Annotated in this window: 14 protein-coding genes and 1 tRNA gene; 2 read left to right on the forward strand and 13 right to left on the reverse strand. The window is 68.5% G+C overall.

Features of this window, described 5'->3' with window-relative positions; translation table 11 throughout:
* Positions 1-141: 141 nt before the first annotated feature.
* Positions 142-4,671, reverse strand: a complete 4,530-nt coding sequence (locus ACWEN0_RS07905; protein ID WP_451970054.1) for a DUF7507 domain-containing protein — start codon at positions 4,669-4,671, stop codon at positions 142-144.
* A 105-nt stretch (positions 4,672-4,776) separates the two neighbouring features.
* Entirely contained in the window at positions 4,777-5,247 is a 471-nt protein-coding gene (locus tag ACWEN0_RS07910) for a MarR family transcriptional regulator (protein ID WP_451970057.1), read from the reverse strand.
* A 73-nt stretch (positions 5,248-5,320) separates the two neighbouring features.
* Between ACWEN0_RS07910 and ACWEN0_RS07915 the strand changes: the two genes are divergently transcribed.
* Entirely contained in the window at positions 5,321-6,517 is a 1,197-nt protein-coding gene (locus ACWEN0_RS07915; RefSeq protein WP_451970059.1) for an FAD-dependent oxidoreductase, read from the forward strand.
* Here ACWEN0_RS07915 and dcd read toward each other — a convergent pair.
* Both dcd and ACWEN0_RS07925 read right to left on the reverse strand, forming a co-directional pair.
* Positions 6,514-7,095 carry a dCTP deaminase gene (gene dcd / locus ACWEN0_RS07920; RefSeq protein ID WP_451970062.1) on the reverse strand — a complete coding sequence of 194 codons (582 nt, stop codon included), beginning with the start codon at positions 7,093-7,095 and terminating at the stop codon, positions 6,514-6,516. The two genes, ACWEN0_RS07915 and dcd, sit on opposite strands and share 4 nt — an antisense overlap.
* Before the next feature lie 22 nt (positions 7,096-7,117).
* Positions 7,118-8,311: an oxygenase MpaB family protein gene (locus tag ACWEN0_RS07925; protein WP_451970065.1), complete on the reverse strand. Its 1,194-nt coding sequence runs from the start codon at positions 8,309-8,311 to the stop codon at positions 7,118-7,120.
* A gap of 110 nt (positions 8,312-8,421) precedes the next feature.
* Here ACWEN0_RS07925 and ACWEN0_RS07930 point away from each other — a divergent pair.
* Positions 8,422-8,495, forward strand: a tRNA-Gly gene (locus tag ACWEN0_RS07930).
* A gap of 96 nt (positions 8,496-8,591) precedes the next feature.
* On the opposite strand, the gene ACWEN0_RS07935 is transcribed toward ACWEN0_RS07930, so the two are convergent.
* The 9 genes from ACWEN0_RS07935 to ACWEN0_RS07975 form a co-directional block, all read right to left on the reverse strand.
* Positions 8,592-9,755, reverse strand: coding sequence for a site-specific integrase (locus ACWEN0_RS07935; protein WP_451970068.1), 1,164 nt, complete (start codon positions 9,753-9,755; stop codon positions 8,592-8,594).
* A gap of 3 nt (positions 9,756-9,758) precedes the next feature.
* Positions 9,759-9,977, reverse strand: a complete 219-nt coding sequence (locus ACWEN0_RS07940) for a helix-turn-helix domain-containing protein (protein ID WP_451970071.1) — start codon at positions 9,975-9,977, stop codon at positions 9,759-9,761.
* Positions 9,959-11,311 carry a replication initiator gene (locus ACWEN0_RS07945; RefSeq protein ID WP_451970074.1) on the reverse strand — a complete coding sequence of 451 codons (1,353 nt, stop codon included), beginning with the start codon at positions 11,309-11,311 and terminating at the stop codon, positions 9,959-9,961. Before ACWEN0_RS07945 ends, ACWEN0_RS07940 begins: the two co-directional genes overlap by 19 nt.
* 86 nt (positions 11,312-11,397) lie before the next feature.
* Entirely contained in the window at positions 11,398-12,000 is a 603-nt protein-coding gene (locus tag ACWEN0_RS07950) for a DUF2637 domain-containing protein (protein WP_451970076.1), read from the reverse strand.
* 29 nt (positions 12,001-12,029) lie between these two features.
* Positions 12,030-12,275, reverse strand: a complete 246-nt coding sequence (locus ACWEN0_RS07955; protein ID WP_451970078.1) for a hypothetical protein — start codon at positions 12,273-12,275, stop codon at positions 12,030-12,032.
* A 107-nt stretch (positions 12,276-12,382) separates the two neighbouring features.
* Positions 12,383-12,598 (reverse strand): hypothetical protein, encoded by a 216-nt coding sequence (locus ACWEN0_RS07960; RefSeq protein ID WP_451970081.1) that lies wholly within the window; start codon positions 12,596-12,598, stop codon positions 12,383-12,385.
* Entirely contained in the window at positions 12,585-12,815 is a 231-nt protein-coding gene (locus ACWEN0_RS07965; RefSeq protein ID WP_451970084.1) for a hypothetical protein, read from the reverse strand. Before ACWEN0_RS07965 ends, ACWEN0_RS07960 begins: the two co-directional genes overlap by 14 nt.
* Positions 12,815-13,030, reverse strand: a complete 216-nt coding sequence (locus tag ACWEN0_RS07970) for a hypothetical protein (protein WP_451970087.1) — start codon at positions 13,028-13,030, stop codon at positions 12,815-12,817. Before ACWEN0_RS07970 ends, ACWEN0_RS07965 begins: the two co-directional genes overlap by 1 nt.
* Positions 13,030-14,421, reverse strand: coding sequence for an FtsK/SpoIIIE domain-containing protein (locus ACWEN0_RS07975; RefSeq protein ID WP_451970090.1), 1,392 nt, complete (start codon positions 14,419-14,421; stop codon positions 13,030-13,032). Before ACWEN0_RS07975 ends, ACWEN0_RS07970 begins: the two co-directional genes overlap by 1 nt.
* Positions 14,422-14,493: the final 72 nt, after the last annotated feature.

Below are 14,493 nucleotides of genomic sequence, written 5' to 3' on the forward strand. Positions count from 1 at the left end.
AATGGGGGACACGGCGCGAGAACGTATCACGGGACGATTACGGCGAGAACCCTGCGAACGCACTGGTCACATTTCTTCGGCACGACTTGTCGCCGAAGGGTCCGGAATTCGCCGCAATCGGACGCTGGCCCGTTACTCCATTCAGCCGCTTCGGACGACGAAGGTGGCTTCGCCGGAAGCCGTCACCGGACGACCGGTCGGGTCCTCACTGGAGACGGTCACCCTGCTCGTGAAGCCTTCCTTGCCGGCGATCGTCGTGCAGGTGTAGGTGATTTCCGCGTCGGGCGCGAGTTCCGGGACGCGGTGCGCGCAGGCCGGCGTGTGGTCGTCCACGACGGAGACGGCGGTGAGCGGCACGTCGCCGGTGTTCTTGACCAGAACGGAAAAGGTGACGGTGCCGCCAGGGCGGGCTTCGTACGGCGTCGCGTCCTTCATCACCGCGATCTCGGGGTGCACCACATCGACTTTTTCCTCGGTTTTCGAGTGCACCGCGCGACCGGTCGGGTCCATTCCCGTCACGTCGGCGGTGGTGGTGAAGTCGTCGTCCGGCGCTTTCCGGGTGCAGGTGTAGCTCTGGTTCGCGCCGGCGGCCAGCACGTCGAACTTCTTGGCGCAGGTGCCGTCATCCACAATGGACACGCTGGTCAGCGGGACGTCGCCGGTGTTGGTCACGACGACGGTGAAGGTGACGTCGTCGCCCACGCGGACCGTTGCGGGCTTCGCTTCCTTCGCGATCTTCACGGCCGGGTGGATGACGTCGACGTCCGCGGTGTCCTTCGCGCTGACCGGCGGGCCGACCGGCGCGGTGGCCCTGGCTTCGACGGTGCTCACGACGTCGTCCTTCGGGGCCGTCGCGGTGCAGTCGTACTTCTGCGTGGCGCCCGCCTCGAGCTTGTCGAACGTCCTCGCGCAGGCCTGTTCACCGGTGACGGCGACCGCGGTCAGCGGCACGTCGCCGGTGTTGGTGACGGTGACCGTGAACGGCACGGTGTCGCCTTCGCGGAAGGGCCCCTTGGTCTCGTGCACGATCGAAAGCCCGGGGTGCAGGACGGTGTAGGACGCGTTGCCGGTGGCGCTGACCTGGCGTTTCGTCGGATCGGTGCCGGTGGCGGTCGCCGAGGTCGCGAAATTGTCGGTACCCGCGGTTACCGTACATGTGTGGCGCGTGACAGCGCCGGAAGGGAGGGTGCCGATGGTCCGAGCGCACGCCGGAGTGCGACTGTCCGCGAGGGACACGTCGGTCAGCAGGACGTCCCCGGTGTTCGCGACGACGAGGGTGAACGTGACGGTGTCGCCTTGCCGGACCCGCGCGGGCGCGGCGTCGTCCGTGACGGTGACCGCCGGGTGGATGACATCGACCGGTACCCCGGCGGCCGCGGTCACCGGACGGTTCGTGGCGTCGGTGCCGGTGACCTCCGCGGTGGCGGTGAAGTCGGCGCCCCCGGCGGCTTGGGTGCACGTGTAGGTCTGCTTCGCCAGCGGTTCCAGCCGGCCCAGGGTTTTGGCGCAGCCCGGCGCTTGCTTGTCGGCTACGGAAACGTCGCGGAGCGGGCTGTCGCCGGTGTTGGTGACGGTGATCGTCGAGGTGACGGTGTCACCTTGGCGGACAGTCGTCGGATCGGCGGACCTGGTGATCGCGACGGCCGGGTGGATGACATCCACCGCGGACTCGGCGTCAGCGGTCACGACGGACCCGACCGGCGGCGTGCCGGTGACGTGAACGGCGGCGGCGAAGTCGTCGCCCGGGGCGGTGAGGGTGCAGCCGAAGTCCCGGGAGGCGCCGGGATCGAGAGTGCCGTCGAGGACCTGGGCGCACCCGGTGGCGCGTGCCTGCGGACCGGTGGTTCGCGCGGTGGGCGGAGTGCCCGCGGCTTGGCTGTCGGCGCCCGCGACCTGTTCGCCGGCGTGCGGCACGCCGACGGCCACCGGCTCGCGAGAGACGTGGCCCGCCGGCGCCTGGCCCGTGTCCTGCCGGACGGGCGAGTCCGTGACTCGCAACGCGGTCAGGGGCACGTCGCCGGTGTTGCGGACCGTGATGCGCAGCGGCACCGCGTCGCCCTCGCGGAACGGGCCGCCCGTCACCTCGGCCGTGATCGCCACGGCCGGGTGCTGGACGGCGAACGCGGCCTCGGCGGTGGCCGTCACCGGGCGGGCCGTCGGGTCCGTGCCCGTCACCGCCGGCTTGTTCGTGAGGCCGGCCGGGCCCGCGACCGTCGTGCACGTGTACGCCGAAGTCGCCCGCGGCTGGAGCGTTCCGAGCGGCTTCGCGCAGCCCGCGACCTGGTCGTCCGCGACCTTCACGTCGGTGAGCGGCACGTCGCCGGTGTTGGTGGTGGTGATCGTCCACGTCACTGTGTCGCCTTCGCGGACCGCGGCGGGCGAAGCCTGCGCGGCGAGCGCGACGGCCGGGTGGATGACGTCCACCACGGCGTCGCCGGTGACCTTCACCGTGCGGCCGAGCTCGTCCTTCCCCGACGCGGCGGCCGTGTTGGTGAAGTCGTCCGGCGGGGCCGGCGTGGTGCAGGTGTACGTCTGCCTGGCCCGCGGCGGCAACGCGCCGATCGTCTTCGCGCACGCCGGAGTGCGGTCGTCGGTGACGGCGACCTCCGTCAGCGGCGCGTCGCCGGCGTTGGCGACGGTGATCGTGAACGTGATCGGGTCGCCGGGCCGCACGACCCCCGGCGAGGCGTTCTTCGTGAGCGTCAGCGCCGGCGTGATCACGGTGACGGTCGCCGACGCGGTGGCGGTCACCGGCCGGCCCGAGAGGTCGGTGCCGGTGGCGGTCACGTGCGACGTCGTCGTCGCGGACGGGTTCGCCGTGCACGTGTACGTCTGCGTCGCGCCCGCGGCCAGGCTGTCGAACGCGCGCGAGCACGACGTCGTCGTGTCGTCGGTGACCTTCACCTGCGCGAGTGGGCTGTCACCCGTGTTCTTGACCGACACGGAGAACGTGACGGCCTCGCCCGCGTGGACCACCGGCGGGGCCGCGGTCTTGGTGACCGCGACGGCGGGCGCGATCGTCGGCGCGGGTGCGTCGGCGGTGGCCGTGACCTGCTTGCCGAGCTCGTCGGTGCCGGTGGCGGTCGCGGTGTTGACGCCGTCGGCGATCGGCGCCTTCGCCGTGCACGTCGTCGTGCGGCTTTCGCCGGGCGCGAGCGCTCCGGCGAGCGTGCACGAAGGGGCCTTGACGTCGGCGACCGCCAGGCCGGAAAGCCCGGTGTCGCCGGTGTTCGTGACCTTGACCGTGAAGGTCGCGGTGTCACCGGCGCGGTAGGCGGGCTTGTCGGCCGTCTTCGTCAGGCCCAGCGCCGGGTGCAGGACGTCGACGTGGGCGGACGCGGCGCCGTCGAGTGCGTCGCCGGGTGCGGTCGTGCCGGTCGCCTTCGCCGTGTTCGTGAAGTCGTCGGCCGGTGCCGGGCCGGTGCAGTCGTAAGTGACGGTCTGGCCCGGCGCGAGCGTGCCGAGTGGCTTGGCGCAGGCCGGGACGACCTGGTCGGCGACCTGCACGCCGGACGCGGGGAGGCCGCCCGGGTTCGTCACGGCGACGGCGAACGTCACCGGGTCGCCGGCGTGCGCCTTCGGCTGTTTCGCGTGCATCGCGACGTGGAGTTCGGGCACCGGCACCGAGAACGCCATGTTCTGCGCGAGGTAGGTGTCGCCGCTGGTGACGAAGCCGAGCTTCGCGCTCGTCGCGCCCGCCGGGATGGTGTCGACGTCGAACGCCTTCGCGTCCACGCTGAAGTTGTTCTTCACCCCCGGCGCGGCGGCGTTGTCGGCGTTGGAGATGAAGAAGTTCGACGTCCCGCCGGTCGCGGGCTCGGCCGCCGGGGTGCCGTCGACGAGGAACTGGTCGCCGGACTCGCCCCAGTCGCCGTCGTACGCGGTGACGCCGATGTGCGCGTCGGCGGCCGCGGCGCGGAAGCCGGTGATCGTCGTCTCGGTGGGGGCGCCGGGCGTCTGCCGGACGTGCCCGTCGTAGACGACGACCTTGCGCTTGTTCGGCGCGAAGTCCGGATTGCGCTCCGGGTAGGCGTAGACCAGCGAAACCGACCAGCCGCCGACGCAGCCGAAACCCTTGGGGGCCCACACGTTGCCGACCGTGAGGTCGAGCGCGGACCCGGTCGGCGCGCCGGCGAACTGGGCGGTCACGTCGGCGTTGGCCGAGTAGTACTGGCCCGGTTCTTCGCTGAAGTTCGCGGGGGCGACATCGACGGGCTTCGCGCTGCCGACCGAAAGCCGGACCTTCTGCGCGGCGGGTGTCCCCGGCGGCGGGACCGCGGGCACGCCTTCGCGGAGACCGCACGTCGTCCCGGTCGTGTTTCCGGCCCAGTTCAGGCGGGCGAACGCGATGCGGGCGCCGGGCGGGATGCGCACCGACGCGCTGGCCGAGTCGAACGTGCCGGGGTCGGCGTCGACGTCGGCCCACTGCATGAAGAAGTCGTCGTTGGCCAGCGTGTCCTTGCGGTCCGCGGTGTTCGCGCACGCCGCCGGCGTGGCGACGGCCCCGGAGACCGGCGCGTGGTCGGCGGCGACCGGGCAGCGCAGGACGCCGTTGCCCGCGTACAGGAAGTCTCCGTAGACGACGTCGTCGTAGCCGACCGAGAACGGCGGGGCGTCGGCCGCACCCGCCGACGGCGTCAGCGCCGAGGCCAGGAAAACCAGTGCCAGCACGAGAATCACGCGAAGCGGTCTTGCGGGCAACGGCACTCCTCGCCACCTCCGGGGCCGAGACGACCTTGGGAGCCTGGCACGGGAACGGGCTCGGCGCCCCGAATCTCACCCGTCCGTGGCGCCGGTCAGCTTGGCCGTCGACTCGTGGGTGAGGGCCGTGGCCGCTTCGACGAACCCGATCACCGTGCGCAGTTCGTCGTCGGTGTAGCGGTCGCACAGCTCGTGCATGCCCTTGACCAGGTGGTCCCACAGGTGCACGCCGCTTTCGATGGCCTTCCGGTCCAGCGCGATGAGGACGCGGCGCCGGTCGTCGGGGTGCGGCTCCCGGTTGACGATGCCCTTGCGCTCGAGCCGGTCGATCATCGCCGTCACCGAGGCGGGCGCCAGCCCGGACAGCCGCACCAGGTCCTTCGGCGTCTGCGGCCCGAAGCGCGCGAGGTAGTCCAGGACCTTGGTGTCGACCGCCGACAGCCCGCGCGTCGCGGCGATCGCGGTGTGGAACATGACCGTCTCGGTCGACAGCTCCCGGGACCTGAACAGGACGTCTTCGACCAGTTGTGCGCGCTCGCTTGACACGGGGACCAGCTTAGCCCACTCTTTAGTTCGACAGAACGAATTAGTTTCTAAGAGATTCGAGGGGACGAACGAGATGACCAAAGCGCTGATCATCGGGGGCGGCATCGCGGGCACGATCACAGCCATCGCGCTGCACGAGGCCGGCCACGAGCCGGTGCTGTTCGAGGCCTACGACCGGGGAGCCGAGGGCGTCGGCGCGTTCCTCACCCTGACCGTGAACGGCCTGGACGCGCTGCTGCCGCTGGGCCTGAAGGACGTCGTCAAGGGCGTGGGCTTCGACTCGCCGCGCATGGCGATCGGGCTCGGCAACGGCACGAAACTGGCCGAGTTCCCCCTCGGCGGGACGCTGCCGGACGGGACCGTCAGCCAGACCGTCCTGCGCTCGGATCTCTACGTCGCCCTGCGCGACGAGGCGACGCGGCGCGGAATCCGCGCCGGGTACGGCAAACGCCTGATCGGCGCGAGCCAGACGGCTTCGCAGGTCAGAGCGGAGTTTTCGGACGGCTCCCACGAGACCGGCGACCTGCTGGTCGGCGCCGACGGCCTGCGTTCGCGCGTCCGCACGATCCTCGACCCGGACGCGCCGGCGCCGCGGTACGTGCCGCTGCTCAACACCGGCGGGTTCGCCGAAGGCCTGTCGCTGCCGGACGAGCCGGGCGTGCTGAACATGGTCTTCGGCAAGCGCGTGTTCTTCTGCCACGTCGTGAGCCCGGTGGACGGCCGCGTCTGGTGGTTCGCGAACCCGGCGCGCCGGACCGAGCCGACCGCGTCCGAGCTGGCGACCCTGGCCGGCGAGAAGCTGCGAGCCGAACTGCTGCACCTGGTGGCGCCCGACCGGACGCCCGCCACCGAGGTCATCCGCGCGACCCGCGAGATCTACCCGGCCTGGCCGACGTACGACTTCCCGACGGTCCCGGTCTGGCACCGCGGCCGCATGGTGCTCATCGGCGACGCGGCCCACGCGACGTCACCGGCGGCGGGCCAGGGCGCGTCGATGGCCATCGAAGACGCCGTCACGCTGGGGAAGTGCCTGCGTGACGTGCCCGAGGTCGAGCAGGCACTGGCCACCTACGAGGGGCTTCGGCGCGAGCGCGTCGAAGCCGTGGTCGCGGCGGGCAAGCGCAACGGCGAGCAGAAGGTGATCGGCCCGGTCGGGCGCGTCGTCCGCGACTTCTTCATCAAGCGGGCGTTCGCGAAGCCGTTCGACGAGGACCCGAACGCCTTCATGTGGAACCACCACATCGACTGGGACGAGAAGATCCCCGCCTAGCGCCAGGTGTCGACGCGGTGGAAGTTCTTGTACGCCCGGCTCGGGGTCGGGCCGCGCTGCCCCTGGTAGCGGGACCCGGCCTCGCTCGAGCCGTAGGGGAACTCGGCCGCGCTGGACAGCCGGAAGATGCACAGCTGTCCGATCTTCATGCCCGGCCAGAGCGTGATCGGCAGGTTGGCGACGTTCGACAGCTCGAGCGTGATGTGCCCGGAGAAGCCCGGGTCGATGAAGCCGGCGGTCGAGTGCGTGAGCAGCCCGAGCCTGCCGAGCGACGACTTGCCCTCGAGCCGGCCGGCGAGGTCGTCGGCGAGAGTGACGAGCTCGAACGTCGAGCCGAGGACGAACTCGCCGGGGTGCAGCACGAAGGGCTCGTCGCCCTCCTTCTCGACCAGCGAGGTCAGCTCGTCCTGCTGCAGCTGCGGGTCGATGTGGGTGTACTTGCTGTTGTCGAAGACCCGGAAGAACCGGTCGAGCCGGACGTCGATGCTGGACGGCTGGACCATGGCGGGGTCGAAGGGGTCGATGCCGAGCCGGTCGGCGTCGAGCTCTTTGCGGAGGTCACGGTCACTGAGCAGCACCGGGGAAGCCTATCCGGTGGGTTCAGGCGGCCCGCATGTGCTGCGCGTACGTCGTGTCGGGCGCGAAGATCTTCTCGAGCCGCTTCACGTACCCGCGGCGCCCGGCCTCGCCGATCCGTTCCTGCAGCAGAGTCGCGCCGGGAATGAACCGCCGCACGGTCTCGGCCGCGAAGTTGACGCCCGCGACACCGACGATCACCGCCTGCGCGACCGGGTCGTTCGGCAGGCCGAGGAAGTCGGCGTTGGTCTTCCCGAGCACGAGCCGGCTGATCGAGGAGTGCACGGCGACGGAGACGTGGGAGAGCACCTTCCCGACGGCGCCGCGCCCCTCGCCGACGGCGGCGTTGGCCTCGATCAGGGCCTTGGCGAGCCGCTTCGAGTCGTCGTCGGGGATGAACTCGGTGGCGGCGAGCAGCCAGAGGAGGCGCCAGGCGTCCTCTTCACCGGTGGGCAGCAGTTCGTCGTCGACGCCCATGAGCCAGCCGACGTAGCGCCAGAGGTGCAGGATGTCGCCGCGTTCGCGGGCGGAATAGCGGAGGCCGAGCAGCTGCGTGCCGAAGACGTAGACGAGCGAGAAGAGCAGGAGGGTGCCGGCGGTCTGCACCTGGTTGACGGGCCGGTCCCAGGCCGCGTAGTCCCAGTCGTCCCGCCGGTTCATCGCGGCGCGCACGTGGGCGTGCACGAGCCGGATCCGCAGCGCGGAGGCGTAGCCCTTCTCGCCGTGCTTGAGCGCACCGGGCGTGGTGACGTCGATCCACCAGGCGGCGGTCTCGACGAGCCGCCGGGCGGCCTTGTGCTCGATCTCACCGGTCCCGACCAGCGCTTTCGTGGCCCGGGACGCGAGGTAGCCGCCCATCAGCGACATGTCCCCGAGCGGGAAGAGCCCCAGCAGCCCGGCCCGCGTGATGGCTTTGGCGCCCCGCTCGATCCGCTCGTCGTCGACCCAGTACGGCTTCGCATCGACTTGGTCGAAGAAGGCCTTGAGCGGCCCTTCGGCGGCAGTGCCGTTCCTCAGAGCATCTTCGAAGAGCTCTCGGCCGCGGCCCGTGGGCTGCCCCGCCATCCAGGCGACGACGTCGTCGGCGAGCCGGTCCTCGACCTGCGCGAACTCCCGCAGCCGCGCGACCTGCCGCTCGTCACCCCGGATGTCGCCCTCGATGAACAGCCGTTGGGCCAGCCGGAACCCGCCCTGGCGGAACAGTTCGGGCTCGTCCATGGCACTCACCTCCGAGGTCGACAACAAGTGTTGTCACTTGAAGCGCGCACGTCAAGGAGGGAGGGGTCTGGACAGGGGGATCACGGCGCCGTGTATGCTTGCGACGCACTGCGGATGTAGTTCAATGGTAGAACATCAGCTTCCCAAGCTGAATACGCGGGTTCGATTCCCGTCATCCGCTCCAAGGAAGTTTCCGCAGGTCACAAGGGGTGTTTCCCGGTTCGGGGGGTGCCCTTTTCCGTTGCCTAGCTGAGGCTCCAACAACATGCCAGCAACATGTTCAGTCGGTTTGTTCTGCGGTCAGATCATCAGCTGGACCCCAGTCGTCTTCGTCGACCAGGCGCGAGATCCGGTCGGCGATGTCCTGATCCGCTTCGCTGGTTTCGTGCTGATAGCGGATTGCGGCTCGGACGTCGTCGTGCCCCATCCGCGCCATCAGGTCCGCAAGCGACGAGCCTGCCTTGGCTGCCCATGTGTTGCCCGCGTGGCGCAGGTCGTGGAAGTGAACACCAACCAGGCCCAGGTCAGCCATCAACTTCGTCCACTTCACCCGCTGGTCGAAGTTGGATTTGCGGACCGCCTTGCCGCTGCGTTCACCGGTGAACAGCAGAGCCTCGGGCTCGGGACCGACCCACAGTGCCAGGTGGGCGAGCAGCTTGGCCCGGATTGCCTTCGGCACCGCGACCGTGCGCAAACTAGCGCCCGACTTCGGCGGGCCTTCGAGAAGCCCCTGTCCGACGACCGGGACGAACGCCTCTTGCACTTTGACCCAGCTGCAGTCTTCGGCCACGGTGCACCGACGCAGTGCCGTGACCTCGCCCCAGCGCAGCGAGCAGAACGCCGCCAGCAAGACGAGCATGAAGTAGCGCGCCGGCACCCTGGCGGCGATCGTCAGTACCTGTCGAGGAGTGAGCGCGGGCCGCTTAGGGGATTTCTCCTTGTCTGCGCCCCGAATTCGGCAGGGGTTGCGTTTGAGGATCTCGTCTTCGTTGACCGCGGTGTTGAGGATCGCGCGCAGCAGCCGGTAGGCCTTCGCGGCAATGATCTCAGACGTTCCAGCGGCGAAGAGGTCCACTCGCCACTGGCGGATCAGCGCGGTCGTGAGATCACCGAGTTCCACTTCGCCGAGAAACGGGATGATTTTCCTGCGCAGCAACCATGTGTAGGTTTCTTTGGTGCGCGGCCGGAGGCCGGGGCGCTGCACGATCCACTGTTCGCCGTAAGCCTCGACCGAAACCTTGACACGGTCAGGGTCGGTCCAGTCACCCGAGATGATGAGCGATTCGATGGCGTTGAGCCATCGGTCCGCGTCACGCTCTTTTTTGAACCGGTGCGGCGCAAAGTGCCGCTTTCCATTAGGCGCAAGGTAACTTGCTTGATATTCGCCGAGCGGGGTTCGGCGAATGCTGCCGAACCTTCGCTTTTTTCCTTTGCTGTTGGGCATGTTCTACTCCAACTTGGTGAGGTCACGCAGGACGGATTCGCGCGTGACAGGTTCTACTCGCCCGGCCGCCATGAAGTCTTTGAGGTCTTCTTTGCCGATGCGGACGTGGGAACCGGCTTTATAGAAGGGGATTCGTCGCTCTGAGATGAGCCTTCGCACAAATCTTGTGCTGGTATTGAGGTAACCGGCAGCCTCCTCTACCGTCAAGTATGTTTCGTCCATTGTGGATAACTCCTCTCCGTTCGAGAGCGAGCCGGTTCTCGCGAGGCGATGCGTGCAGCGATAGCTGCGGCCAGTTCCGTGTCGGCGTCGTCGCGGTAGCCGGCACCGGCGAACGACCAGTGGTTGACCACTGTTACTGGTGCCAGCTCGCCGATTCCTTGCGAGGCAAAGAGTTCGTGTTGCCGGAAGATTTTCCGGTCACCGCGAATTTGCGTGAAGGTTGTTGAGTAGTAACGACTTTTGGTTAGGAAATGGCCGCGGAAGCCGAGCATGTGACACCACTTACGAAGGTTGAGGTCGCGATACTGCTCGAGTCCGCCAAGCCTCCATGCACTGCGCATCATCGTCTTGTGATGCGACGGCACCTTGAGATAGTCGAGGTGACGTTCGGAGCGGATGGGGCGGTCTGCGCCGCTGGTTGCGCCTGTTCCTTTGGTGGCGTACTTGGCGATGTAGGCGGCGAGTTTTGCTTCGCTGATCGCGCCCTGGTCGTCCTCGAAGTCGGTCCCGACGCGCCGGATGTCGAGCTGTCGGCCCCACCGGAGGTGCAGCGGGGTGTCGTCGGGGTGGGTTGTGCGGACAACTACCCCGCGGGCAGCGGCGCGGACCGCCGCATCGAGCATGTCGTCGCTCGCCCACGACGGCGGGGAGTCGGCGGGGCCGCCGGGCCCGTCGAGGCGGACAACAGCGTGGAAGTGCACGAGGGCGCGCCTCTGATACTCGGCGACTTTGCCGTAGGACACCCGAGCAACAGCAGGGAAGTCCCGGACCCGGATGCCGGCCAGCCGGGCCAGCTCTCGACGCAGCCGGGTGACGAATCGGCTCCACAGCACGCCGGCATGCGCTTGCCAGAGCACCGCGCTGTTGTAGTCGTACCTGTCCGGGTTAAGCGGGGTGCCCAGCTGCGGGTCGCCGTTGTGATGGTGTCTCCCGCAGCGGCAGGGCACCCTGACGCCACGGCGACGGGCCGGCTGTCCGTGGACTGGCCCGAAACTTGGCGCGGTCAGCGTGATGAACGCGCGAGGTCGGTTGGTGATCGTGGTGGGTACGCCTTTGGTTCCGCCGGCCAGGCCGGCGCGCACGAGGTGGAACGCGTCGGCGGCGTATTCGCGCGAGCACCGGGGACAAACGGTGTCGCGCCGGTTGCCGCAGGTGGTGAGGACGGTGCCGGTGAACGCGTGCAGCAGCCGTCCACTGGGAGCGTCGTGGATGCGGGAGTAGCCGGTCAGGCGGATGGGCCGTGCGCAGCCACCGACGGACAGGACTTCCGCTCGCCAGCGGGCGTAGCCGGGCGAGGTCAAGCGTGCGGTGATGCGGTCTTCCAAGGTGAACATGGGCACACCTCCAGCCAGAAAGGAAGGTGGGATTGCGGATTTCCAAGACGGTCCGCGCGCACCTGACGGTGGTCAGCGGGACCGCGCTACTGGTTAAGATCTCGCAGGATCCGATCAGCCAGCGGGCCGGGAACCCGCGCGGTGCGCCGGATGTCCTCGGCGGTGACGTCGCGGCCTTGCGCGTGGGCTTTCTCAGTCGCTTCGATGACCCGCTGCGACAACGCGGCCGGCAACTGCGCTGTTGCGACTGCACGCGGTGCTGGCGCGGGTTGCCGTCCGGCCGCCATCGGCGCGGTCTGGGTCGCGGCCGCGCTCTCCACCTCGGCTGCGGGCGCGGCGTCGCCGTGGGTGCGGAGGGCGAGTTTGACGATCAGGATGAAACTTGCCGCAGGCATGGCCGCGACCAACCAGCCCGCCGCAGTGGGTTCTGCCAGTGCGACCTGAGCGGTCATCTGTACCAGCAGCGCCCCGGACATCACCGCGATCGGCAGTGACAGCCGTCTAGATTTTCCGGCGAGGTGGTCTCGGCGCACCTCGAACCCGGCGACCAGCACGAGGCATTCGATGACGACCGCGTCGGCCCACGCGAGCCAGCCGGCCTGGCCGTGGCTGCTGGCCCAGTCGTGGGTGTGGGTGAACCCGGCGGCAGCGCCAACTCCGCCGACGATCACCGTCGTCAGCACCCGCATTACCGCCGCGAGCCGGGTACCTGCGGTGTTCACTGGTAGCGGCGGAGCCGGTCGAGACCATCTCGCCACGACTGCGCCCGCTGACGATAGTCGTCTCCGTGATCGTGCAACAAACCCGCGAGGGCGTCGGCCAGTTCGATGAGATCCTCATACAATCCGGCGCGGTCTTCCACTGGCATGTTGTCGCGCACAGCGTCGGCGAGGCGGCTGCCGCACCGTTCATACTGCGCGACGGTGTCGACAATTTGGACCAGGTAGACATCGGCTCCAGTCACGGTCGTGCTCCTTTCTGTTCGAGCATGGTGTCGATCACCGTTCGGTGGCGTCGGCACAGGGCGCTGGTACCTGCCGGTAGCCGCTCCTGGCAGTGACATCAGGGGCTCTATCGCCGCTCCTGCGCGCGCTTGGCGTACTGGGTGGCCTGAGAGTGGAACATCGCCGTGAGTTGATCGGCCAGGTCCGCGAGTTCCCGGTGTAGTCCACGCCGAACTTCGGCCGGCGCCTTGTTGTCTATGGCCTCGGTGAGACGATCTTCGGTGCGCCAGTACTGGTCCGCCGTGTTGTTGATGATGTCCAGGTAGATGTCAGCTCTGCTCATGATGTTTTCCTTTCTTTTCGAGCATCTTGTCGATAGCGGCGCGATGACCGCGGTAGAGGTCGGCCATGACCTCGTGCGCAGCGACGAGGTCATGCACCAGATCGGACAGGTGTTCCAGATCGCTCTCACGCGGCAGCCGTCCCGCGCCGAAGCTATGCCGGTAGTCGCGGGTGAGGTTGGTGATCCAGTCGGTTTGGTCGTCAACGTCGTCGAGCATCAGCGCCTCCGTCCGAAGCTGCGTGATTCGTGGCGGGCAAGGTCACGCAGCCCGAACCGCAGACCGACGACCGTTCCCAGCGAGAAGACAGCCAAGACCCAGAACAAGGTCGAGAAACCCTGCGCCTGGTGCACCAGCCACAGCCCTACGATCGCGGGCGCGGTGAGTTTGGTGTAGATCCAGACTCGCCAGACGATGAAGCCGATCCGCCACATCACACGACTCCCATCTTCATGACCCGGCGCAGCTGATCCGGCAGACCCGCGTGCTCGGCCGACTCGGGCTCGGGTGTGGGTTCAACGACCGCCGGCGTCCAGGTGCGGCCTGCGCTGACAAACGCGACCAGCTTCGCGAGGTCGGTGTCGTCGACGTAGGCAGCGCGTACGCGGACCGGGACGCGGGAGCGCTGTTGGATGACGTAGCCGATGCCGGCGGTCTCGGGGATTTCCGGGATCTCGTCCGCGAGCGCGCCCCGGAGTCGGGCGTTTTCACCGAGGACGCCGTCGACGTGTGCGGCGGCGGTCAACCGCAGACACACCCTCAGCGTGAACAAATCCCTGATGCTGACGGTGTCTTTGGTGGGTTCCTGCACCAAGCCCCACAAAGAGTGGCCCGTCGCCCGGCCCTGCGACGCCACCAGAGCCAACTTGCGGCGTGTCTCCCGGGCGACCAGCGGATCACCGTACGCGAGCAGCGCGCCCAGCTCGTCGAGGATCAGGATGTTGAGCGGGGTCTCGCGCGAGGGTCGGATCGTGCGTCGCCGCAGGAACGCGAACCGCCGTTGCGTTGCTTGCATGTCCGCCAGGTAGTCGCCGATCAGCTGGGAACAGGACGCTTCGGTGTCGGCGTAGCGGTGACAGATGTCCTGTAGTTGCGAGAATTCGAGCTGCTTCGGATCGCAGCACCAGATCCGGACGATGCCGTCGCGGATCAGCGGAGCCAGCCCGACCAGCAGGCTCATCGGGATGCTGTTCTTGCCCGCGCCGGTCGCGCCCGCCACGAACAGGTGCTTGCCCCGCACCGGGATGCGCCAGTCGACCCCGTGTTCGGTCTCGCCGACGTACACCGAGTCCAGATCGACCGCCTCGGCGTCCTCGGGCATGTCTGGCGGTGGGATCACGTCGGCGAATGGTTCTCGCCGCTCGATCACCAGACCGGCCACACCTGACTTGACTCGCTCGACCGCGACCCGCTGCACCCGCAGCGTGTCGGCAAGCTCGGCGAGCTTCGGTTCGAACGATGCAGCTTTCTGCCCGGGCAGCGTGCGCACCCAGATGCTGTCGATGTTGGGTGAATAGCTGCGGACCCGGATGATCCTCGGAACCCGTTCTTGCCGTGTGCGCCTGTCCTCCTTTGACAGGTCGCACGCGGCCATCGCCAGGAACCACCGCGGCCCGATATACACCGTCCATCGCCGTATCGCCGACCGCAGCACCGGCGCGGCCAGGCGGTCGAAAGACGGCGGGTGACTGCGATACCAGGTGAGACCGGCCACCGTCACCGCTCCCGCCAGAACGGCTGGAGGCAGCGGCCCGAACACCGCGACCGCATACGCCAGCCCAACGGGCATCAGTGTCCACAGCGGATGCCGAGCCAGCCACACCATGACCCGAATCTCGGCGCCCGTACGTCGCTTTGTCGCGCCACCTTCCATGAGATCAGCCTCCTTTCGTTTACA

The organism is Amycolatopsis sp. NPDC004378 (assembly GCF_053602455.1).